We start from the raw sequence: 16,147 nt of genomic DNA, 5'->3' as shown, positions 1-16,147 counted from the left end.
GACAGGGACCCTAACCTGGTCCGGCCGCGCCCCGGGCCATGTCAGGGCCCCGTGTCATCGCTTGGTACGCGCCAAAGCCCCGTCCAGGTTCAAACACCTACAAGGGATGACACGTTTTTCCTACCGGGGGAGGAGCTTCAATCCCGGCCAAACGCGATATGTTGCGAGTATGACTGATCCAGGTGAGCTCCGCGCGTCGGACGCCGAGCGCGAGGCCGTCGTCGAGCAGCTCCGTGTCGCCTCGGTGGAAGGCAGGCTCACGCTCGCCGAGCTGACCGACCGCACGGAGGCCGCCTATTCCGCGACCACGCACGCGGAGCTGTCCCTGCTCACCCAGGACCTGCCCTCCGGAGCCATGCCCGCCCCCGTTCCCGTTCCCGCACAGCACGAGGGCAGGAAGCGGCGGTGGTTCGTGGGGGTCATGGGCGACACCAAGCGGCGCGGCACCTGGCGGATCGACCAGGAGCTGGGCGCGGTCGCCGTGATGGGCGACGTGCTGCTCGACCTGCGCGAGGCCGAGGTGCGCACCGACACGGTGGACATCACAGCCGTCTCCGTGATGGGCGACGTGAAGATCATCGTGCCCGACGGCGTGAACGTGGACCTCGACGGCATGGCCGTCATGGGCGACAAGAAGGTGGACGTCCTGGAGGCGGCCCCCGGCATGAACGTCCCCGTGGTGCGCGTGCACGCGTACGCGGTGATGGGCGACGTCAAGGTGATCGGTGACTCGCGGGCGCAGCCGCTGCAGCGCGGGTTCGCGGCCTGGCGCGAGCACTGGCGGCGCCTGCACGGCGAGGACTGGCGGGCCCTGGGCAGGCAGATGCGCCGGGAGGGCCGCGAGCTCGGCAGGCAGCTCCGCGACGAGCGTCGCGACCTGAGAAGGGGCTACTGAGAAGGCTCAGCCGACCAGGGTCACAGGCTGCCGATGGGCGGACTCGTAACGTTCCAGGAGCACGTCCACCAGCTCGGGCGCCGGGCCGAGCACGTCCGACACCACCGTGGCGCCCGCTTCCAGGGTGCTCCGCCGTACCTTGTCCGCGAAATGGCCGGGCGCCAGCAGATACGGCGCGACGGCCACCCTCGGGGCGCCCGCCCGCCTGAGCGCGGCGACCGCCTCGGCGGGGGAGGGGGCGGCGGCCGAGGCGTAGGCGGCGGACACCGTCCACCAGCCGGAACGCCGCCACGCGCGTGCCAGCTCCGCGATCACCGCGTTGGCCCTGGCGTCGCTCGAACCCGCCGACACCAGCACCACGGCCGTGTCCGGATCGCCGGCCCGCACGCCCGCCTCGGCCAGCCGCCGCTCCAGCGCCGTCAGCAGCAGCGGGTGGGGCCCCAGCGTGGCGCCGTAGTGCACGCGCAGGCGCGGCTCGCGCGCCCTGACCTCGTTCAGCGCCGCCGGCAGGTCCACCCGGCTGTGGTAGGCCTCCGTGAGCAGCAGAGGCAGCACGACCGCCTCCTGCAGGCCGTTCAGGGCCTGCCCCAGTGCCGGGGTGCAGTGGTCGAGGTACGCCACCCGTACGGGCACCTCAGGGCGTGCCTGGCGCACCCGGTCGAGCAGCGCGGCCACGGTGGCGGCGGCACGCGGATCTCGCGACCCGTGCGCCACCGCCACCAGTGGCACGCGGCCGGGGGCCGTCCCGCCTGCCAACGGGACAGGTCCCCTGCTGGGGATCACAGGTGAATGCCGCATTCGACCTTCCCCAGGCCCGCCCAGCGTCCGCTGCGCGGATCCTCACCCTCCGCGACCTGCCGCGTGCACGGCGCGCAGCCGATCGAGGGGTAGTTGTCGTAGTGCAACGGGTTGATCAGCACCCCGTTGTCGGCGATGTAGTTGTCGACGTCCTCCTGGGTCCAGGCCGCGATCGGGTTGACCTTGACCATCTGCCGCTTGGCGTCCCACTCGACGACCTTGGAGTCCGCGCGGCTGGGCGACTCGTCGCGGCGGATGCCGGAGATCCACGCCAGGTACGGCTCCAGCGCCCGGTTGAGCGGCTCCACCTTGCGCAGGTAGCAGCACAGATCGGGATTGCGGCCGAACAGGCGCGGTCCGAGGTCGCGATCCTGCTCCTCGACCGTCCGCGACGGCTTGATGTCGATCACGTTGACGTCATAGACCTGGCGCACCGCGTCACGCGTGCCGATCGTCTCGGCGAAGTGGTAGCCGGTGTCGATGAACAGCACGTCCACGCCGGGCTTGACCCTGCTCACCAGGTCGATCAGAAGGGCGTCGCTCATCGAGGATGTCAGGCACAGCCGGTCGCCGAACGTCGCCGCCGCCCAGCGGATGATCTCGCGGGCGGGGGCGCCCTCCAGGAAGGTCGCGGCGGACTCGACGATGTCCTGCAGGTCGAGCGTGCCGCGCTGTTGTTTGAGACCGACCTCGATGTCCACCAGCGTCATATCTTCACTCCGATTCCAAGAAACTTGAGCTTGAAGGCACGAGCGCAGGCGCGGCAGTACCAGCTGCCGTCCCCCTCATAGGGCTCGAGGTCCTCGTCGCCGCAGTAGGGGCAGTGGAACGGGACCGCTCGCTCGCTCATTTGAGGTCCGCCTCGTCGGCTCGCTGCACCCAGTCGGCGAAGGACTCGCCTTCCTTCTTCTGGGTGTCGTAGTGGCGCACGACGCGCTCCACGTAGTCGGGCAGCGCCTTGGCGGTGGTCTTGAGGCCGCGGACCTTGCGTCCGAAGCCGGGGTTGACGCCGAGGGAGCCGCCCAGGTGAACCTGGAAGCCCTCGACCTGGTCGCCGTTCTCGTCCACCACGAGCTGGCCCTTCAGGCCGATGTCGGCGACCTGGATGCGGGCGCAGGAGTTGGGGCAGCCGTTGACGTTGATGGTCAGCGGCTCGTCGAACGCCGGGAGCCGCCGCTCCAGCTCGTCGATCAGGTCGGCGGCCGTGGCCTTGGTCTCGACGATGGCCAGCTTGCAGTACTCGATGCCGGTGCAGGCCATCGTCTGGCGGCGGAACGTGGACGGCTTGACCTGCAGGTCGTTGGCCTCCAGCTCGGCCACGATCGAGTCGACCTGGCCGGGCGCGACGTCGAGGACGACCATCTTCTGCTCGACCGTCGTGCGGACCCGGCCGGAGCCGTGCCGCTCGGCGATGTCGGCGATCACGTGCAGCTTGTCGCCGTCGAGCCGGCCCACCTTGGGCGCGAAGCCGACGTAGAAGTTGCCGTCCTTCTGCGGGAAGACGCCGACGTGGTCGCGGCGGCTGCCGCGCGGCTGCTCGGGCGCGGGCCCGTCGGGCAGCGGCTCCTTGAGGTACTCCTGTTCGAGAACTTCGCGGAACTTTTCGACTCCCCAGTCGTTGACCAGGAACTTGATGCGGGCCCGGTGCCGCAGCCGCCGGTAGCCGTAGTCACGGAAGATCCCGACGACGCCCTCGTAGACGTCGGTCGCCTGGTCGGGCCGGACGAACACGCCGAGCCGCTTGCCCAGCATCGGGTTGGTCGACAGGCCGCCGCCGACCCACAGGTCGTAGCCGGCCTCGCCCTGCTCGTTCACCACGCCGACGAACGCCACGTCGTTGATCTCGTGCACCGTGCAGTGCGCCGGGCAACCGCTCAGCGCCGACTTGAACTTCCTCGGCAGGTTGGAGTACGCCGGGTTGCCCACGATCCGGTCCATGACCTCGCGGATCTGCGGGGTCGCGTCGAGCACCTCGTCGGCGTCGATCCCGGCCAGCGGGCAGCCCAGGATGACGCGCGGGGTGTCGCCGCACGCCTCGGTCGTGGACAGGCCTACGGCCTCCAGACGCTCCCAGATGTCCGGCACCGACTCGATCTCGATCCAGTGCAGCTGGATGTTCTGGCGGTCGGTCAGGTCGGCGGTGCCGCGGCCGTACTCGTTGGAGATGTCCGCGATCGCGCGCAGCTGGGCGAGGTCGAGCTGGCCGCCGTCGATGCGCACGCGCAGCATGAAGTAGCGGTCGTCGAGCTCCTCCGGCTCGAGGATGGCGGTCTTGCCGCCGTCGATGCCGGGCTTGCGCTGGGTGTAGAGGCCGTACCAGCGCATGCGGCCACGCAGGTCGGCCGGGTCGATCGAGTCGAAGCCCCGCTTGGAGTAGATGTCGATGATCCGCTGGCGGACGTTGAGGCCGTCGTCGTTCTTCTTGTTCTCTTCGTTCTTGTTGAGCGGCTCACGGTAACCGAGAGCCCACTGGCCTTCGCCGCGCGGGCGCTTGTGGTGCCGGCTGGCAGGAGTGCGGCTGGCAGGCGTGCTCATTGCGCGTCCTTCGGTTCATGGGCGCGCGCATGTTTTCCTCCTGCCTCATCATCGAGGGCAGGGGTGGAGAGGAGGATTGCGACGCGCTCAGCGGTAGAAAAAAGCTGGGGTTACATGCGGGCGTCGCAACAGATGGCACTGCGGACACGCTGGAGGTCGACGTGGCGTCGACCGACGAGCATGGGGTCCGCTGGCATACCTAGAAGATACTCGGGCCGTCCCGTATGTCCAAGACGGGGTCCAGAGTGTGGGACTGTCCAGTACCGTGGCGCGGGTGTTTCATGGCACTCGGCCGCCGGTAGAGTGCCGGGCATGCCCGAAGCCGCGCCGTCGCCCGTGACCGCCGACGACCTCGACGAGGCCGTACGGCTGGCCGTCGCCACCCTGCGGGAGGCCCCCGAGGGCGCCTGGGACGGCAAGGCGGGTTCGCTGGAGTGGACCTGCTGGGAGACGGTCGAGCACCTCGCGGATGACCTGTTCGCCTACGCCGCCCAGCTCGGTCTCAGGACGCCACCGCTGGACACCTACGTCCCGTTCATCCTGGAGCGCCGCAGGCCGGAAGGCCCCGCCAACACCATCCACGCCGACCGCGAGGCCGGGCCGGCCGGGCTGCTGCAGGTGCTGGAGGCGTGCGGCGCGCTGCTGGTCGCGATGGTCCGCACGGCGCCGCCGCAGGTCCGCGCGCACCACGGCTTCGGCGCGGCCGACGCGGAGGGCTCGGCCGCGATGGGCATCGTGGAGACGCTCGTGCACACCCATGACCTGGCCGAGGGGCTCGGTCTCGCCTGGGCTCCGCCGGCGGACATGTGCGCGCGGGTGCTGACCCGGCTGTTCCCCGACGCGCCGCGCGACACGGATCCGTGGACGGCCCTGCTGTGGGCCACCGGGCGCGCCGAGCTTCCCGGTCGCCCCCGCCTCACTCGCTGGCGCTGGTACAGCGCGCCGCGGCCGTAGCGGTCAGGGCCGCGCGCGCCCGAGGCGGGCCTCAGACGATGAGGTCGTCGAACTCGCCGTCCTTGGCCCCGAGGACGAACGCGGTGATCTCCGCCTGCGTGTAGACCAGCGCGGGCCCTTCGGGAAAGCGTGAGTTACGCATGGCTATCTCCCCCGTGGGCAGGTTCGCGACTTCGACGCAGTTGCCGTTGGGGTTGCTCCGCTTGCTCTTGCGCCAGACGACGGGAAGGCGGCCGGCGGGCGTTCCGTTCCGGAACTCGTGCATGGGGGCAGCTCCTCGCGATCTTACGGATGCACGTGCATCCGCGTTTGCGAGGAGACAATACGGTAACGCGTGGGTCTCCATATAGCGGACGACCAAAATTCCCTATATGGAGTGGCTCACAGGGAAATCAGCAGCTCATCGGGAAATCAGGCGTTCCAGGAGGCGCCTGGTCTCCTTCGGCTCCTCGGCCTGGATGCTGAGCCGGTCCATGACCTCCATGTAGTGGTCGGAGTCGGCGGGCTTGTCCAGGTAGAGGGCGCTGGTGAGCTGCTCCATGTAGACGACGTCGGGCAGCTCGGGCTCGGGGAAGCGCAGGATGCTGAACGGCCCGCCCGCCGCCGCGTGACCGCCGCGGTCGAACGGCATGATCTGGACGGTGACGTTGCGCTCCGCCGTGAGGTCGAGGAGATGGGCGATCTGCGCGCGCATGATCTCGGGGCTGCCGAGCGTGCGGCGCACGACGGCCTCGTCGATCACGGCCCAGACCGTGAGCCCGTCCTCCAGCCGCTTCTGCCGCGTGGTGCGCACCGCCACGCGCCGGTCGAGCTCGGCCTTCGGGGCCTTCTCGTGGGCCAGCTCGATCACGGCCCTCGCGTAGCCGGGCGTCTGGAGCAGGCCGGGCATGAACTGGTTCTCGTACGTGCGCATGCTGGAGGCCGCGCCCTCGAGGCCGATGTAGACCTCGAACCAGGACGGCAGCACGTCGCTGTACTTGTGCCACCAGCCTGGGGCGTTGGCCTGCTTGGCCAGGGCGAGCAGCTGCTCCCGCTCGGCGGGGTCGGTGACGCCGTACAGGGTCAGCAGGTCGGCCACGTCCCGCTGCTTGAAGCTGACCTGGCCGAGCTCCAGGCGGCTGATCTTCGCGTGAGATGCGCGAATCGAGTATCCCGCGTCCTCGCGCGAGATACCCTTCTCCGTGCGGAGCCTGCGGAGCTGGGTTCCGAGCAGGATTCGCAGCACCGTCGGGCTTCCCGGCGAATAGCTGAGAAGTTCGCCCTCCGCGCGCTCTGCGCTCACCGCACCGCTCCTAGATCATCTGCACGTGCAGATGCGATTCGCATCCGTAAACGACGAAAAGTCTTGCATCGGTAAGCGCTCCCCGTAAAGATGGGCATTGGATCACCAGACCGCGCTTCGGGGGCCAGAATGACGACTTTCGACGCTCGGCCGCAAGCCGTCATCGGTTCCCGGCCACCAGTATGGCTCTCCTCCATCCTGGTGGAGGGACGCGCATGGGAGTGCGACGCGGTGTTCCCTTTTCATCAGCGTGTCGCGCTGGAGCCGGCGTGCGTGGCGACGGCCCGGCGGTTCGTCGACCAGACGCTGGCCGCGTGGGGAGTGCTGGGGCCGGCCTATGACGCGCAGCTCGTGGTGTCGGAGCTGGTGACCAACGCGATGCGGCACGGCGGCGGGGCCGCGCAGCTCCGGCTCCTGTCGCATGAGGCCGAGCTGGCGTGCGTGGTGACCGACCACAGCCGTACGGCGCCGGTGGCGGCGGCGCCTGACGTGTTCTCGGAGTTCGGGCGGGGGCTGCGGCTGGTGGACGCCCTCTGCACCGCCTGGGGCTGGCTGTCTCCCGGCGGCGCCCGCAAGCTGGTCTGGGCCATACTCGCCGGCTGACGTCGCCGCCTCTCTCATCCCCTCGCCTTGCTCATGAGTTCGAGCACGTCGGCGTCGCTGAGCTGGTCGAAGTGTTCGTACCACTGGCCGACCGCCCTGAAGTCGACCGGCGTGAGCAGCACGACCACCTCGTCCGCCTCCTGACGCAGGGAGCTCACGGTCTCGGCGGCCCCGACCGGCACGGCCAGCGTCACCTTGGCGGGCCTGGCCGCGCGTACCGCCCTGAGCGCGGCCCGCGCGGTGCCGCCGGTGGCCAGGCCGTCGTCGACCACGATCACCTCCCGCCCCTCGAGCGGGGGCAGCGGGCGGTCGCCACGGTAGGCGTGTACCCTGCGGGCCAGCTCATGCCGCTCCCTCTCGACCACGTCGGCGACGGACTCGGGCGTCATGCCCAGGCGGCGCAGCAGCGTGTGGTCGAACACCGGTTCACCGCCCTCGGCTATCGCTCCCACGCCCAGCTCCGGGGTGGGCGGATAGCCGATCTTCCTGGTTACGAGGACCTCGAGCGGGGTGTCGAGCCTGCGGGCGATGGGCTCGGCCACCGCCACGCCACCGCGGGGCAGGGCGAGCACGACGGGGTCGTGCGCGTCCTTCAGCCGCTCGGCGAGCAACTCCCCTGCCTCGGTCCGGTCTCGGAAGCGCTCCATGACCTGTGCCTACCCGCTGACACGCGCTCCTCGCCTCTTCACCCGCCACCCACCGCCGGACGACCTTCGACCCGGCGACGGATGCGGCCGGCCGCGTAGCACGTGCACCACCGGCCACACCCGCCGCCGAAACAGCCGTCCTCACGCGGAGGGCGTCAGGGGCGGTTGCGGCCCGAGCGGCGCATTTCCTTGGTGATGAACTTCCACCGGCTCTGCTGCTCCTTGCGCAGCCGCGCGTCCGAGCGGGAGGCCATCCACGCCGCCTCCCGCTGCAGCTTGCGCCAGCTCTCCAGCCGCCGCTCCGGCAGCTCCCCGCTCTCCAGGACGGCCAGCACCGCGCACCCGGGCTCGCTGGAATGCCCGCAGTCGCCGAAGCGGCACTGCGAGGCCAGCGCCTCGATGTCGGAGAAGACCAGGTCGACCCCGTCACCGATGTCGTAGAGGCCGATGCGCCGGATCCCGGGCGTGTCGATGATCAGCCCGCCCGCGGGCAGTGTGATGAGCTCCCGGTGCACCGTGGTGTGCCGGCCGCGCCCGTCGGCGGCGCGTACCTGCTGGGTCTCCATGACGTGGTCGCCGGCGAGCGCGTTGACCAGGGTGGACTTGCCGGCGCCGGACGGGCCGAGGATGACGGCCGTACGGGAGCCGCCGAGGTAGTCGGCCACCAGCGACACCCCGCCCCCGTGGAGGGACGAGACCGCGTGCACGTCGACGCCGGGCGCGGCCACCCGGACGTCGTCGAGGAGCTGGTCGAGGCCGTTTTCGAACAGGTCGGACTTGGTGACGAGCACGACGGGCGTGCCGCCGGACTCCCATGCCAGCGCGACGAGGCGCTCGATGCGGCCGAGGTCGGCGAAGTCCGTGGAGTGCATGGACGGCTCGGCCACGAAGACGAGGTCGACGTTCGCGGCGAGCACCTGGCCCTGGCCGTCGCCGGACAGGCCGCCCACCGAGTCGCGGCTCACGCCGCCCCTGACGAACGCGGTCGTCCGCGGCAGGACCTCGTCGAGCTCGTACCGCCCCTCGGGCAGCCATCGGAGCGCGACCCAGTCGCCGACGCAGGGCAGCGCGATGGGGTCGGCGGCCGACGCCCTGCGGATGCGGGCGCCGTACTTGACGTGATGCTGGCCGTCCGCCGCGATCACCTCGGCGGCGCCGCGGTCGACGCGGGCCACGCGGGCGGGGACGGTGTCAGCGGGCAACTCGGCGGCGCGCAGGGCGGTCCAGCCGAGCAGAGAAAGATCGTTGGACAACGGAGTGAAACCCCTTGGTCGAGAAGGAGCCGGGCGGCTCAGGGGAGCCCCCGGAGGTGAGTGGACGGCACGGTGAACGGGACGACCCGCATAGCCCTCACCTCCTCGATCGGTTGCGGCAGCGACTCTACGCACCCTGTCCGCGAGGACGCAATCGGATTAAGTATCGCGATCTGTTGAACCGTGCCAGGGCGACCGGCCGTACCACCTGCCGACGGACACGAGAAAGGGGAATGATGCACACCAGCACTTATCCCCCGCCCTCGGCCGAGGGAGCCGCCCCCATGGGCAAACCGCGCTTCCGACACTGGATCCGCCGTGTGCGGCCGGATGACGGGGTGCCAGATGACGAGGCGGCGGTGTCCGCGCTCTACCGGGAATATCACAGGCCGCTCCTGGCCTTCGTGATCAGGTTGACGGCGGGCGATCGGCAGTGGGCGGAAGACGTGGTGCAGGAGACCATGATTCGGGCCTGGCGCAGTGCGGAGCAACTCGATCCCGAGTCGGTCTCGCTGATGCCCTGGCTAGCCACGGTCGCCAGACGTATCGTGATCGATGACCGGCGGCGCCGGGACGCCCGCCCTCAGGAGTCGGGCGACGGGCCGCTGGAGAGCGTGCCCGTGCCTGACGAGATGGAGGGTCTGCTGCACCAGGTGGTCGTGTCAGAGGCGCTGAAGGCGTTGTCACCGGCACATCGCGAGATCCTCAACGAGACGATCTTGCGGGACCGGTCCGTCAACGACGCGGCCGAGGCGCTCGGCATCCCGGTCGGCACCGTGAAGTCCCGGGTCTACTACGCCGTTCGCGCGCTGCGGATCGCACTCGAGGAGAGGGGGGTGACGGCGTGACTTCGAGAGTCGAGCACACGGATGTGGGCGCGTACGCGCTCGGCCTGCTGGAGGAGGACGACAGGCTGGCCTTCGAGGCCCACCTCCTCGGCTGCTCGCCCTGCCGCTTCGAGCTGTCCGACTTGTCCGGCATGGCGAGCGTGCTGAGCGGGATCGGCCCGGTGGAGGAGTACGACGTACCGTCCCCCGAGCCGGTGATCGACCTGCTCCAGCGCAAGAAGGCGGCCGACCGGCGGACGCGCAGGGGGACGTTCGTGATCGGGCTGGCGGCGGCGGTCACGCTGGTGGCCGGCGGGCTGACGATCGGCACACAGCTCGGCGCGGACTCCGCGCCGCCGATCGCGCAGGGCCACGCCGGCCATCTGGGGCCCGCCGAGCAGTTCTACGCCGACGGCGTCCCCATCGAGGGGAAGGGCGTCGACGGGGTGACCGGCGGGCTGGTGGTCGAGTCCAAGGCCTGGGGCACGCACGCGGCGCTCAGGCTGGCCGGGGTGAAGGGGCCGCTCGAGTGCGAGCTGGTCTCGGTCGGCAAGTCGGGCGAGCGGCGGGTCATGACCGGGTGGTCCGTACCTCCAGCCGGGTACGGAGTGCCGGGTTCGCCTGATCCGCTCTACATGCACGGCGGCAGCGCGACGCCGCTGAAGGACATCGACCACTTCGAGGTCGTCACCTCGACCGGTAAGAAGTTGCTCACCATCAACGCCTGACCGCCAGGCGTCCCGAGCCCTCCCGCCGCTGGTGGGAGGGCTTTTTCGTGCTTTCTCCCTTGTGTGTAAATTTACGGATTCCTGGGTTGAACCTCCACCGGTGCCGGCCGCGTACTGCCTGCCGTACCAACCGGAATATCAAACCGTTTAAGAGGTTTCGCCATGTTCATCCGAAAGTTCGCGATTCCCGGCACACTGCTCGCCGCCGCCCTGCTCGCCTCGCCCGCGCCTGCCCACGCCTCCGGTGACGACGTCTATCTCGCCGCCGGACTGCGTGGCGCGAACGAGGTGGGGGTCAAGGGTGACGCCGACGGCCGCTCGACGGTGGTGCTCAAGATAAGCGGGAACGAGGTGACGTTCGCGGTCCGCTGGAACAAGATCGACGCGCCCACCGCCGGCCACGTCCACCTGGGTGCCAAGGGCGCCAACGGCGACGTCAAGCTCGAGTTCTTCACCAAGTCGCTGCCCGCGACCGTGCTCGGCGTCACCGGCACCGTCAAGGCCGGCAACGAGCTCGTCAAGTCGCTCATCGACAACCCCGGCGGCTTCTACGCCAACCTGCACGACGCCACGCACCCCAAGGGCGCCGTACGCGGCCAGTTCCACCGGCTGAACAGGCCGATCGACCTCAACGGCGTGCTGCAGGGCAGCAACCAGGCCACGCTCTCCGCGCGCGCCGACGGGGCGCAGGAGGTGCAGGAGAACGACGGCAGGAAGCGCGCCGACCAGGACGGCCAGGCCGTCTGGTGGCTGCGCCCGAACGGCTCGTCCATCGCCTACACCGCCTTCTGGTCGGGCCTCGGCCAGGTGACCAACGGCCACCTGCACAAGGGCGCGACCGGCAGGAACGGCCCGGTGGTCGCGGACCTGTTCGCGGGCTCCCTGCCCGAGAACCTCACCGGCGTCGCCGGTGAGACGCCGGTCGCCGCCGCGGTGGTCAAGCGCATCGCGGCGAACCCCGGCCGCTACTACTCCAACCTGCACACGCTCGACTTCGGCGGCGGTGCCGTACGCGGCCAGCTGTCCGGCCGGCCGTTCACCCACCCGCGCGCGCTCACGGCCGACGTGCTGCGCGGCCGGCAGATCTACTCCTGCACGGCGCAACCGTCGGGCGGGTACGCCTTCACCCAGCTCGGCGTGTCGGCCAAGCTGCGGCGCGGCATCGACCACTCCTTCGTGACGCCCGCCGCCGGCCCGCCGCAGTGGATCGCTCCAGACGGCAGCGCGGTGCGCGGCTCGGTCGTCACCAAGACGCCCAACGGCGACGGCAACATCCCGGAGCTGGTGCTCGACGCCACCCAGGCAGGCAAGGAGGGCGGGCTGCTGGCCCACGCCACCCAGATCCTGCGCCTCAACACCACGGGCGGCGTCGCCCCGTCCGGCGCCTGCTCTCCCGGCTCGGAGGCCAAGGTCCCGTACGGGGCCGACTACCTCTTCCTCGGCTGAGGCCTCCGGATTCCGGATTCCGGATTCCGGCTTCCCGGGGGGACGCTTCGGTCCCGTCCCCTCGGCAGGCCTTCCCCGGTCGGCCCCCGGTCCACGTCCCCGGGCCGCCGGCCGACCACACCGCGAGCGAGGCACTCCGGCCCGCCCCGCTCGCGTCGAACGCCCCGCCGCACCCGGAGCCCGTGCGGCGGGGCGTTCCCGTGCGCCGGAACCCGTCCTGCACGGCGGAGCCAAGCAGGCGCCACCCCTGCCCTCTTAGGTTCCGAAAACGCCCATCCTGTACGGCGGAGCCAAGCAGGCGCCACCCGCCGCACGGGGCTCATGGCCTCCAGGGTGACGCCCGCTGACCCGCACGGGGCCGGCCGCCGTTACGGCGCACCCTGGGCCGTGATCGTGGTGAGCCGGCCGTCCTTGATCGTCTCCACCGGGACTACATGGCGCGCCATTGATCGCGCGTCGCCATGCGCGTTGCGGCTGTCCCTGCGCCACCTGGGGCGTGGAGAGGCGACGAGAACCTTTAGAGGCCGGGAGCCGGGAACTGGGCGGTGAGCTCGCTGACCTCGCGGTGGACACGCGAAATGACGTCCTCGGCGTCGCCCTTGGCGAGGGCGGTGACGACCTCGTCCATCCAGGCGCCGATCTGCCGCATCTCCGTCTCGCCCATCCCGCGGGAGGTGACGGAGGGCGTGCCGATGCGGATGCCGGACGGGTCGAAGGGCTTGCGCGGGTCGAAGGGGACCGTGTTGTAGTTGGTCTCCAGCCCGGCCCGGTCGAGCGCCTTGGCGGCGGGCTTGCCCGCGACGCCCTTGGAGGTCAGGTCGATGAGGATCAGGTGGTTGTCGGTGCCGCCGGAGACCAGGTCGAAGCCGCGGCTCGCAAGCTCCTCGGCCAGCGCCTTGGCGTTGGCCACCACCTGGTGGGCGTAGGCCTTGAACTCCGGCTGAGCGGCCTCGTGCAGCGCGACCGCGATGGCGGCGGTGGTGTGGTTGTGCGGGCCGCCCTGCAGGCCGGGGAAGACGGCCTTGTTGAGCGCGGTGGCCTTGTCGTCGTCGTCGGCCATCAGCATCGCGCCGCGCGGGCCGCGCAGCGTCTTGTGCGTGGTGGTGGAGATGACGTCGGCGTGGCCGGCAGGCGAGGGGTGGGCGCCGCCCGCCACCAGGCCGGCGATGTGGGCGATGTCGGCGGCCAGGACCGCGCCGACCTCGCGGGCGATCTCGGCGAAGGCCGGGAAGTCGATGGTGCGCGGGATGGCGGTGCCGCCACAGAAGATCACCTTGGGCCGGTGCTCCAGGGCGAGCTCGCGGACCTGGTCCATGTCGACGCGGCCGGTCTCCTTGCGCACGTTGTAGGAGACGGGCTTGAACCACTTGCCGGTGATCGACACCGGCGAGCCGTGGGTGAGGTGGCCGCCGGAGGGCAGGTTCATGCCCATGAAGGTGTCGCCCGGCTGCATGAAGGCCAGGTAGATGGCCAGGTTGGCGGGCGAGCCGGAGTAGGGCTGGACGTTGGCGTGGTTGACGCCGAACAGCGACTTGGCCCGCTCGATGGCCACGGTCTCGATCTGGTCGATGACCTGCTGGCCCTCGTAGTAACGCTTGCCCGCGTAGCCTTCCGAGTACTTGTTCGTCAGGACGGTGCCGGTGGCCTCCAGCACGGCCTTGGACACGTAGTTCTCTGACGGGATGAGCTTGACGGTGTCGGCCTGGCGCCGCTCCTCCGCTTTGACGAGCTCGGCGATCTGCGGGTCGACGCTAGCGAGAGAACTCATGACTCTCCTGTCATCGTTGACAATCTGCGAAGACCCAGGCGCACGGCCTCCGCTCCTTTCGCTCCCCGGTGGTCGATCCCACCCAATGCGCCAGTCGCGTCACTTCCTAGACGATAGCGGATGTGCCAGCGGCTTATTCCTCCGCTGATCAGCCGTGTCACGACGATGTGGGAACGGAGGAGTCACATCGCGAGGACTCTATTTGGTACGGCTCACACCCGGCCAGAGCCGATCGACTTCGGCGTTCAGGATCGCGCCGATGAGCACGGCCAGCGCGGTGATGTAGAGCCAGAGCAGCAGGGCGATGGGCGCCGCCAGCGAGCCGTAGACGGAGACGGGGGAGAACCACGCGGCCAGCACGGCCCGCAGCACCGCCGCGCACACGATCCACAGGATCAGCGCCAGGATCGCGCCGGGCAGCTCCCGGTACCACTTGGTCCGCACCGGCACGCTGACGTGGTAGAGCACGGTCAGGAACAGCACCGAGCCGATGATCACGACCGGCCAGTAGAGGATGTCGATGAGGATGCCGTACTGGCCCGGCAGGGCGTCCTTGAGCAGGGTCGGGCCGATGACCAGTATCGGCATGACGATGATGCCGATGATCAGGCCGACGATGTAGAGGCCGAAGGACATCAGCCTGGTGCGGATGATGCCGCGCTCCTCGCCCAGCCCGTAGGCCACGGAGATGAGGTCCACGTACACGTAGAGCGCTCTGGAGCCGGACCACAGCGACAGCAGGAAGCCCAGCGAGATGATCGACACTTTGCCCGCGTCGTCGCTGAGCACGTCGGTGATGAGCGGGTTGATCACCTTGTTGACGGCCTCTTTGGTGAACAGCAGCCCCGCCTGATCGATCACCCACGCCTTGACCTGCGCGACCACGGTGGAGCCCAGCCACGTGCTGAGCTTGGCCAGCACGCCGATCAGGCCCAGCACGAAAGGCGGCAGCGACAGCAGCGCGAAGAAGGCCGCCTCACCGGCAAGGCCGGTCACCCGGTAGGTGACCCCGGCGTTGGTGGACGCGCGGACGATCGCCCACGACTTCGTGTCGAGCACCCAGCTCAGCCTGGCCCGGGCGTTGGAGACGAGTCCCCTCTTCGTCCGGGAAGGCGCATCGGTGGACGTCATGGCACCCAACGGTATTCGCAGTGACTCTTCCGAACAGCTTACGTCCGGGAACGGCCCTAGTCGTTACCGAGGAACTGCCCTAGTCGTTATCGACTATGCGCGCACCCAGGGGGAGCAAGGAGACGGGGACGAGCTTGAGGTTCGCGATGCCCATCGGTATGCCGATGATGGACAGGAACAGCGGGATCGACGTCACGACGTGGCCGATGGCGAGCCAGACGCCGGCCACCACGCACCAGATGATGTTGCCGATCAGGGAGAACGCGCCCGCCTGCGGGTCGCGCACCACGGTCCTGCCGAAGGGCCACAGCGCGTACGCGGCGATCCTGAACGAGGCTATGCCGAACGGGATGGTGACGATCAGGATGCAGCAGATGATCCCGGCCAACGCGTATCCGATGGCCAGCCAGAGGCCCGCGAAGATCAGCCAGATGACGTTCAAGATTGTGCGCATGTTCACAGCATGTCATCGGACGCACCGTACGCGTCATCCGGCAAGTCCCTGACTTCACCCTGACCTGGGCGCCCGTCCCTTCCCCGGGGGTCCGGCGAACGCCTGGGCGATCTCCATCCAGGTCCGCGCGGGCTCGCCCGTAAGCTCCAGCGCGGTGTCGGACAGGTGGATGCGCTGGGTGACGACCAGGCAGAAGTCGAGTATCGGGCCGCGTACGGCGCCGGCAGCGTCGCCGGGGCCCGCCGTCCACAGGGTCCCGTCGGGCATGGTCAGCTCGGCGCGTACGGGGTCGGCGGGCACGGGCAGGCCGCGCACGGCGAAGCTGTAGGGGCGGGCGCGGAACCCCATCGTGGCCACGTGCCGAAGCCGGGCCGTGGGCTCCCTGGTGACGCCGAGCGCGTCGGCCACGTCCTGGCCGTGCGCCCACGTCTCCATCAGCCGCGCGGTCACGAACGAGGCGGCCGACATCGCGGGCCCGAACCACGGCACCCGTTCACGCGCGTCGAGCGTGGCGAACGCCTCCAGGCTGCGGGCGCGTGCCGCCCGGAACCATTCGCGCAGCTCGCCAGGCGACTTCCCGCGGGACTCCAGGGCGAGGTCGTCCACGGACCGGAAGTCCTTCAGCGACGCCCTGTAGGCGTCGGCGTCGGTGGCCGCCAGGCCGGCGGCTCCGTCGAACCAGGCCAGATGGCTCACCTGGTCGCGGATCGCCCACCCCTCGGCGGGCGTGGGCCGCTCCCAGTCCTCGTCCCGCAGGGGGTGGAGCAGCGCTTCGAAGGACGCCGTCTCGGCACGCAGGTCGTCGAGTAACTCCGCCATGAGGTCC

The 16,147-nt window shown here is 70.0% G+C and carries 19 protein-coding genes and 1 riboswitch; of the genes, 6 read left to right on the top strand and 13 right to left on the bottom strand.

Annotation, left to right across the window (positions count from 1 at the left end; genetic code table 11):
• Positions 1–169 precede the first annotated feature (169 nt).
• The gene (locus ACQPWU_RS41275; RefSeq protein WP_433431111.1) at positions 170–895 is read left to right on the top strand and encodes a DUF1707 SHOCT-like domain-containing protein; all 726 of its coding nucleotides are present in this window, start codon (positions 170–172) and stop codon (positions 893–895) included.
• 6 nt (positions 896–901) lie between these two features.
• On the opposite strand, the gene ACQPWU_RS41270 is transcribed toward ACQPWU_RS41275, so the two are convergent.
• The 5 genes from ACQPWU_RS41270 to ACQPWU_RS41250 form a co-directional block, all read right to left on the bottom strand.
• On the bottom strand, positions 902–1,693 hold the full coding sequence (locus ACQPWU_RS41270; RefSeq protein WP_433431110.1) for a sirohydrochlorin chelatase: 792 nt from the start codon (positions 1,691–1,693) through the stop codon (positions 902–904).
• Entirely contained in the window at positions 1,675–2,403 is a 729-nt protein-coding gene (locus ACQPWU_RS41265) for a phosphoadenylyl-sulfate reductase (RefSeq protein WP_360708060.1), read from the bottom strand. Before ACQPWU_RS41265 ends, ACQPWU_RS41270 begins: the two co-directional genes overlap by 19 nt.
• Entirely contained in the window at positions 2,400–2,543 is a 144-nt protein-coding gene (locus tag ACQPWU_RS41260) for an Insertion element protein (RefSeq protein WP_360708058.1), read from the bottom strand. Before ACQPWU_RS41260 ends, ACQPWU_RS41265 begins: the two co-directional genes overlap by 4 nt.
• Complete coding sequence (locus ACQPWU_RS41255) at positions 2,540–4,228, bottom strand: nitrite/sulfite reductase (RefSeq protein WP_433431109.1); 1,689 nt, start codon at positions 4,226–4,228, stop codon at positions 2,540–2,542. The genes ACQPWU_RS41260 and ACQPWU_RS41255 overlap by 4 nt, the downstream gene beginning before the upstream one ends.
• Before the next feature lie 110 nt (positions 4,229–4,338).
• Positions 4,339–4,425 carry a putative leader peptide gene (locus ACQPWU_RS41250; protein ID WP_357600959.1) on the bottom strand — a complete coding sequence of 29 codons (87 nt, stop codon included), beginning with the start codon at positions 4,423–4,425 and terminating at the stop codon, positions 4,339–4,341.
• Between the two features lie 115 nt (positions 4,426–4,540).
• Between ACQPWU_RS41250 and ACQPWU_RS41245 the strand changes: the two genes are divergently transcribed.
• The gene (locus ACQPWU_RS41245; protein WP_433431108.1) at positions 4,541–5,182 is read left to right on the top strand and encodes a hypothetical protein; all 642 of its coding nucleotides are present in this window, start codon (positions 4,541–4,543) and stop codon (positions 5,180–5,182) included.
• A 31-nt stretch (positions 5,183–5,213) separates the two neighbouring features.
• Here the strand turns inward: ACQPWU_RS41245 and ACQPWU_RS41240 are convergent, their stop codons facing one another.
• Both ACQPWU_RS41240 and ACQPWU_RS41235 read right to left on the bottom strand, forming a co-directional pair.
• Positions 5,214–5,447 carry a DUF397 domain-containing protein gene (locus ACQPWU_RS41240; protein ID WP_127935054.1) on the bottom strand — a complete coding sequence of 78 codons (234 nt, stop codon included), beginning with the start codon at positions 5,445–5,447 and terminating at the stop codon, positions 5,214–5,216.
• A gap of 135 nt (positions 5,448–5,582) precedes the next feature.
• Positions 5,583–6,464 carry a helix-turn-helix domain-containing protein gene (locus tag ACQPWU_RS41235; protein ID WP_433431107.1) on the bottom strand — a complete coding sequence of 294 codons (882 nt, stop codon included), beginning with the start codon at positions 6,462–6,464 and terminating at the stop codon, positions 5,583–5,585.
• A 129-nt stretch (positions 6,465–6,593) separates the two neighbouring features.
• Here ACQPWU_RS41235 and ACQPWU_RS41230 point away from each other — a divergent pair, with 129 nt between their 5' ends.
• Entirely contained in the window at positions 6,594–7,067 is a 474-nt protein-coding gene (locus ACQPWU_RS41230; protein ID WP_433431106.1) for an ATP-binding protein, read from the top strand.
• Between the two features lie 14 nt (positions 7,068–7,081).
• On the opposite strand, the gene ACQPWU_RS41225 is transcribed toward ACQPWU_RS41230, so the two are convergent.
• Both ACQPWU_RS41225 and rsgA read right to left on the bottom strand, forming a co-directional pair.
• The gene (locus ACQPWU_RS41225; RefSeq protein ID WP_433431105.1) at positions 7,082–7,714 is read right to left on the bottom strand and encodes a phosphoribosyltransferase; all 633 of its coding nucleotides are present in this window, start codon (positions 7,712–7,714) and stop codon (positions 7,082–7,084) included.
• Positions 7,715–7,869: 155 nt separating this feature from the next.
• The gene (rsgA, locus tag ACQPWU_RS41220; RefSeq protein WP_433431104.1) at positions 7,870–8,967 is read right to left on the bottom strand and encodes a ribosome small subunit-dependent GTPase A; all 1,098 of its coding nucleotides are present in this window, start codon (positions 8,965–8,967) and stop codon (positions 7,870–7,872) included.
• Positions 8,968–9,251: 284 nt separating this feature from the next.
• Between rsgA and ACQPWU_RS41215 the strand changes: the two genes are divergently transcribed.
• From ACQPWU_RS41215 to ACQPWU_RS41205, 3 genes are all read left to right on the top strand, one after another.
• Positions 9,252–9,815: a sigma-70 family RNA polymerase sigma factor gene (locus tag ACQPWU_RS41215; protein ID WP_433431103.1), complete on the top strand. Its 564-nt coding sequence runs from the start codon at positions 9,252–9,254 to the stop codon at positions 9,813–9,815.
• Complete coding sequence (locus ACQPWU_RS41210; protein WP_433431102.1) at positions 9,812–10,522, top strand: anti-sigma factor family protein; 711 nt, start codon at positions 9,812–9,814, stop codon at positions 10,520–10,522. Before ACQPWU_RS41215 ends, ACQPWU_RS41210 begins: the two co-directional genes overlap by 4 nt.
• 162 nt (positions 10,523–10,684) lie before the next feature.
• Positions 10,685–11,968, top strand: coding sequence for a CHRD domain-containing protein (locus ACQPWU_RS41205; protein WP_433431101.1), 1,284 nt, complete (start codon positions 10,685–10,687; stop codon positions 11,966–11,968).
• Between the two features lie 517 nt (positions 11,969–12,485).
• Here the strand turns inward: ACQPWU_RS41205 and glyA are convergent.
• From glyA to ACQPWU_RS41185, 4 genes are all read right to left on the bottom strand, one after another.
• The gene (gene glyA / locus ACQPWU_RS41200) at positions 12,486–13,760 is read right to left on the bottom strand and encodes a serine hydroxymethyltransferase (protein ID WP_433445414.1); all 1,275 of its coding nucleotides are present in this window, start codon (positions 13,758–13,760) and stop codon (positions 12,486–12,488) included.
• A gap of 1 nt (position 13,761) precedes the next feature.
• A riboswitch (ZMP/ZTP riboswitch) is annotated at positions 13,762–13,844 on the bottom strand.
• A gap of 90 nt (positions 13,845–13,934) precedes the next feature.
• Positions 13,935–14,867 (bottom strand): YihY/virulence factor BrkB family protein, encoded by a 933-nt coding sequence (locus ACQPWU_RS41195; RefSeq protein ID WP_433431100.1) that lies wholly within the window; start codon positions 14,865–14,867, stop codon positions 13,935–13,937.
• 79 nt (positions 14,868–14,946) lie between these two features.
• The gene (locus ACQPWU_RS41190; RefSeq protein WP_433431099.1) at positions 14,947–15,321 is read right to left on the bottom strand and encodes a YccF domain-containing protein; all 375 of its coding nucleotides are present in this window, start codon (positions 15,319–15,321) and stop codon (positions 14,947–14,949) included.
• 54 nt (positions 15,322–15,375) lie between these two features.
• The gene (locus ACQPWU_RS41185) at positions 15,376–16,140 is read right to left on the bottom strand and encodes a TIGR03084 family metal-binding protein (RefSeq protein ID WP_433445412.1); all 765 of its coding nucleotides are present in this window, start codon (positions 16,138–16,140) and stop codon (positions 15,376–15,378) included.
• Between the last annotated feature and the right edge of the window lie 7 nt (positions 16,141–16,147).

The sequence above is a fragment of the Nonomuraea sp. CA-141351 genome (assembly GCF_050944675.1).
Lineage (GTDB): Bacteria > Actinomycetota > Actinomycetes > Streptosporangiales > Streptosporangiaceae > Nonomuraea.
The sequence above is the reverse complement of the archived record's forward strand: the minus strand, read 5'-3'. Positions and strand labels throughout refer to the sequence as shown.

Coding starts and splice junctions, on each gene's coding strand:
- ACQPWU_RS41255 (WP_433431109.1), bottom strand. CDS start 4,228: ATGAGCACGCCTGCCAGCCGCACTCCTGCCAGCCGGCACCACAAGCGC.
- ACQPWU_RS41270 (WP_433431110.1), bottom strand. CDS start 1,693: ATGCGGCATTCACCTGTGATCCCCAGCAGGGGACCTGTCCCGTTGGCA.
- ACQPWU_RS41240 (WP_127935054.1), bottom strand. CDS start 5,447: ATGCACGAGTTCCGGAACGGAACGCCCGCCGGCCGCCTTCCCGTCGTC.
- ACQPWU_RS41190 (WP_433431099.1), bottom strand. CDS start 15,321: ATGCGCACAATCTTGAACGTCATCTGGCTGATCTTCGCGGGCCTCTGG.
- ACQPWU_RS41225 (WP_433431105.1), bottom strand. CDS start 7,714: ATGGAGCGCTTCCGAGACCGGACCGAGGCAGGGGAGTTGCTCGCCGAG.
- ACQPWU_RS41260 (WP_360708058.1), bottom strand. CDS start 2,543: ATGAGCGAGCGAGCGGTCCCGTTCCACTGCCCCTACTGCGGCGACGAG.
- ACQPWU_RS41265 (WP_360708060.1), bottom strand. CDS start 2,403: ATGACGCTGGTGGACATCGAGGTCGGTCTCAAACAACAGCGCGGCACG.
- ACQPWU_RS41250 (WP_357600959.1), bottom strand. CDS start 4,425: ATGCCAGCGGACCCCATGCTCGTCGGTCGACGCCACGTCGACCTCCAG.
- ACQPWU_RS41195 (WP_433431100.1), bottom strand. CDS start 14,867: ATGACGTCCACCGATGCGCCTTCCCGGACGAAGAGGGGACTCGTCTCC.
- ACQPWU_RS41205 (WP_433431101.1), top strand. CDS start 10,685: ATGTTCATCCGAAAGTTCGCGATTCCCGGCACACTGCTCGCCGCCGCC.
- ACQPWU_RS41215 (WP_433431103.1), top strand. CDS start 9,252: ATGGGCAAACCGCGCTTCCGACACTGGATCCGCCGTGTGCGGCCGGAT.
- ACQPWU_RS41275 (WP_433431111.1), top strand. CDS start 170: ATGACTGATCCAGGTGAGCTCCGCGCGTCGGACGCCGAGCGCGAGGCC.
- ACQPWU_RS41185 (WP_433445412.1), bottom strand. CDS start 16,140: ATGGCGGAGTTACTCGACGACCTGCGTGCCGAGACGGCGTCCTTCGAA.
- ACQPWU_RS41245 (WP_433431108.1), top strand. CDS start 4,541: ATGCCCGAAGCCGCGCCGTCGCCCGTGACCGCCGACGACCTCGACGAG.
- ACQPWU_RS41230 (WP_433431106.1), top strand. CDS start 6,594: ATGACGACTTTCGACGCTCGGCCGCAAGCCGTCATCGGTTCCCGGCCA.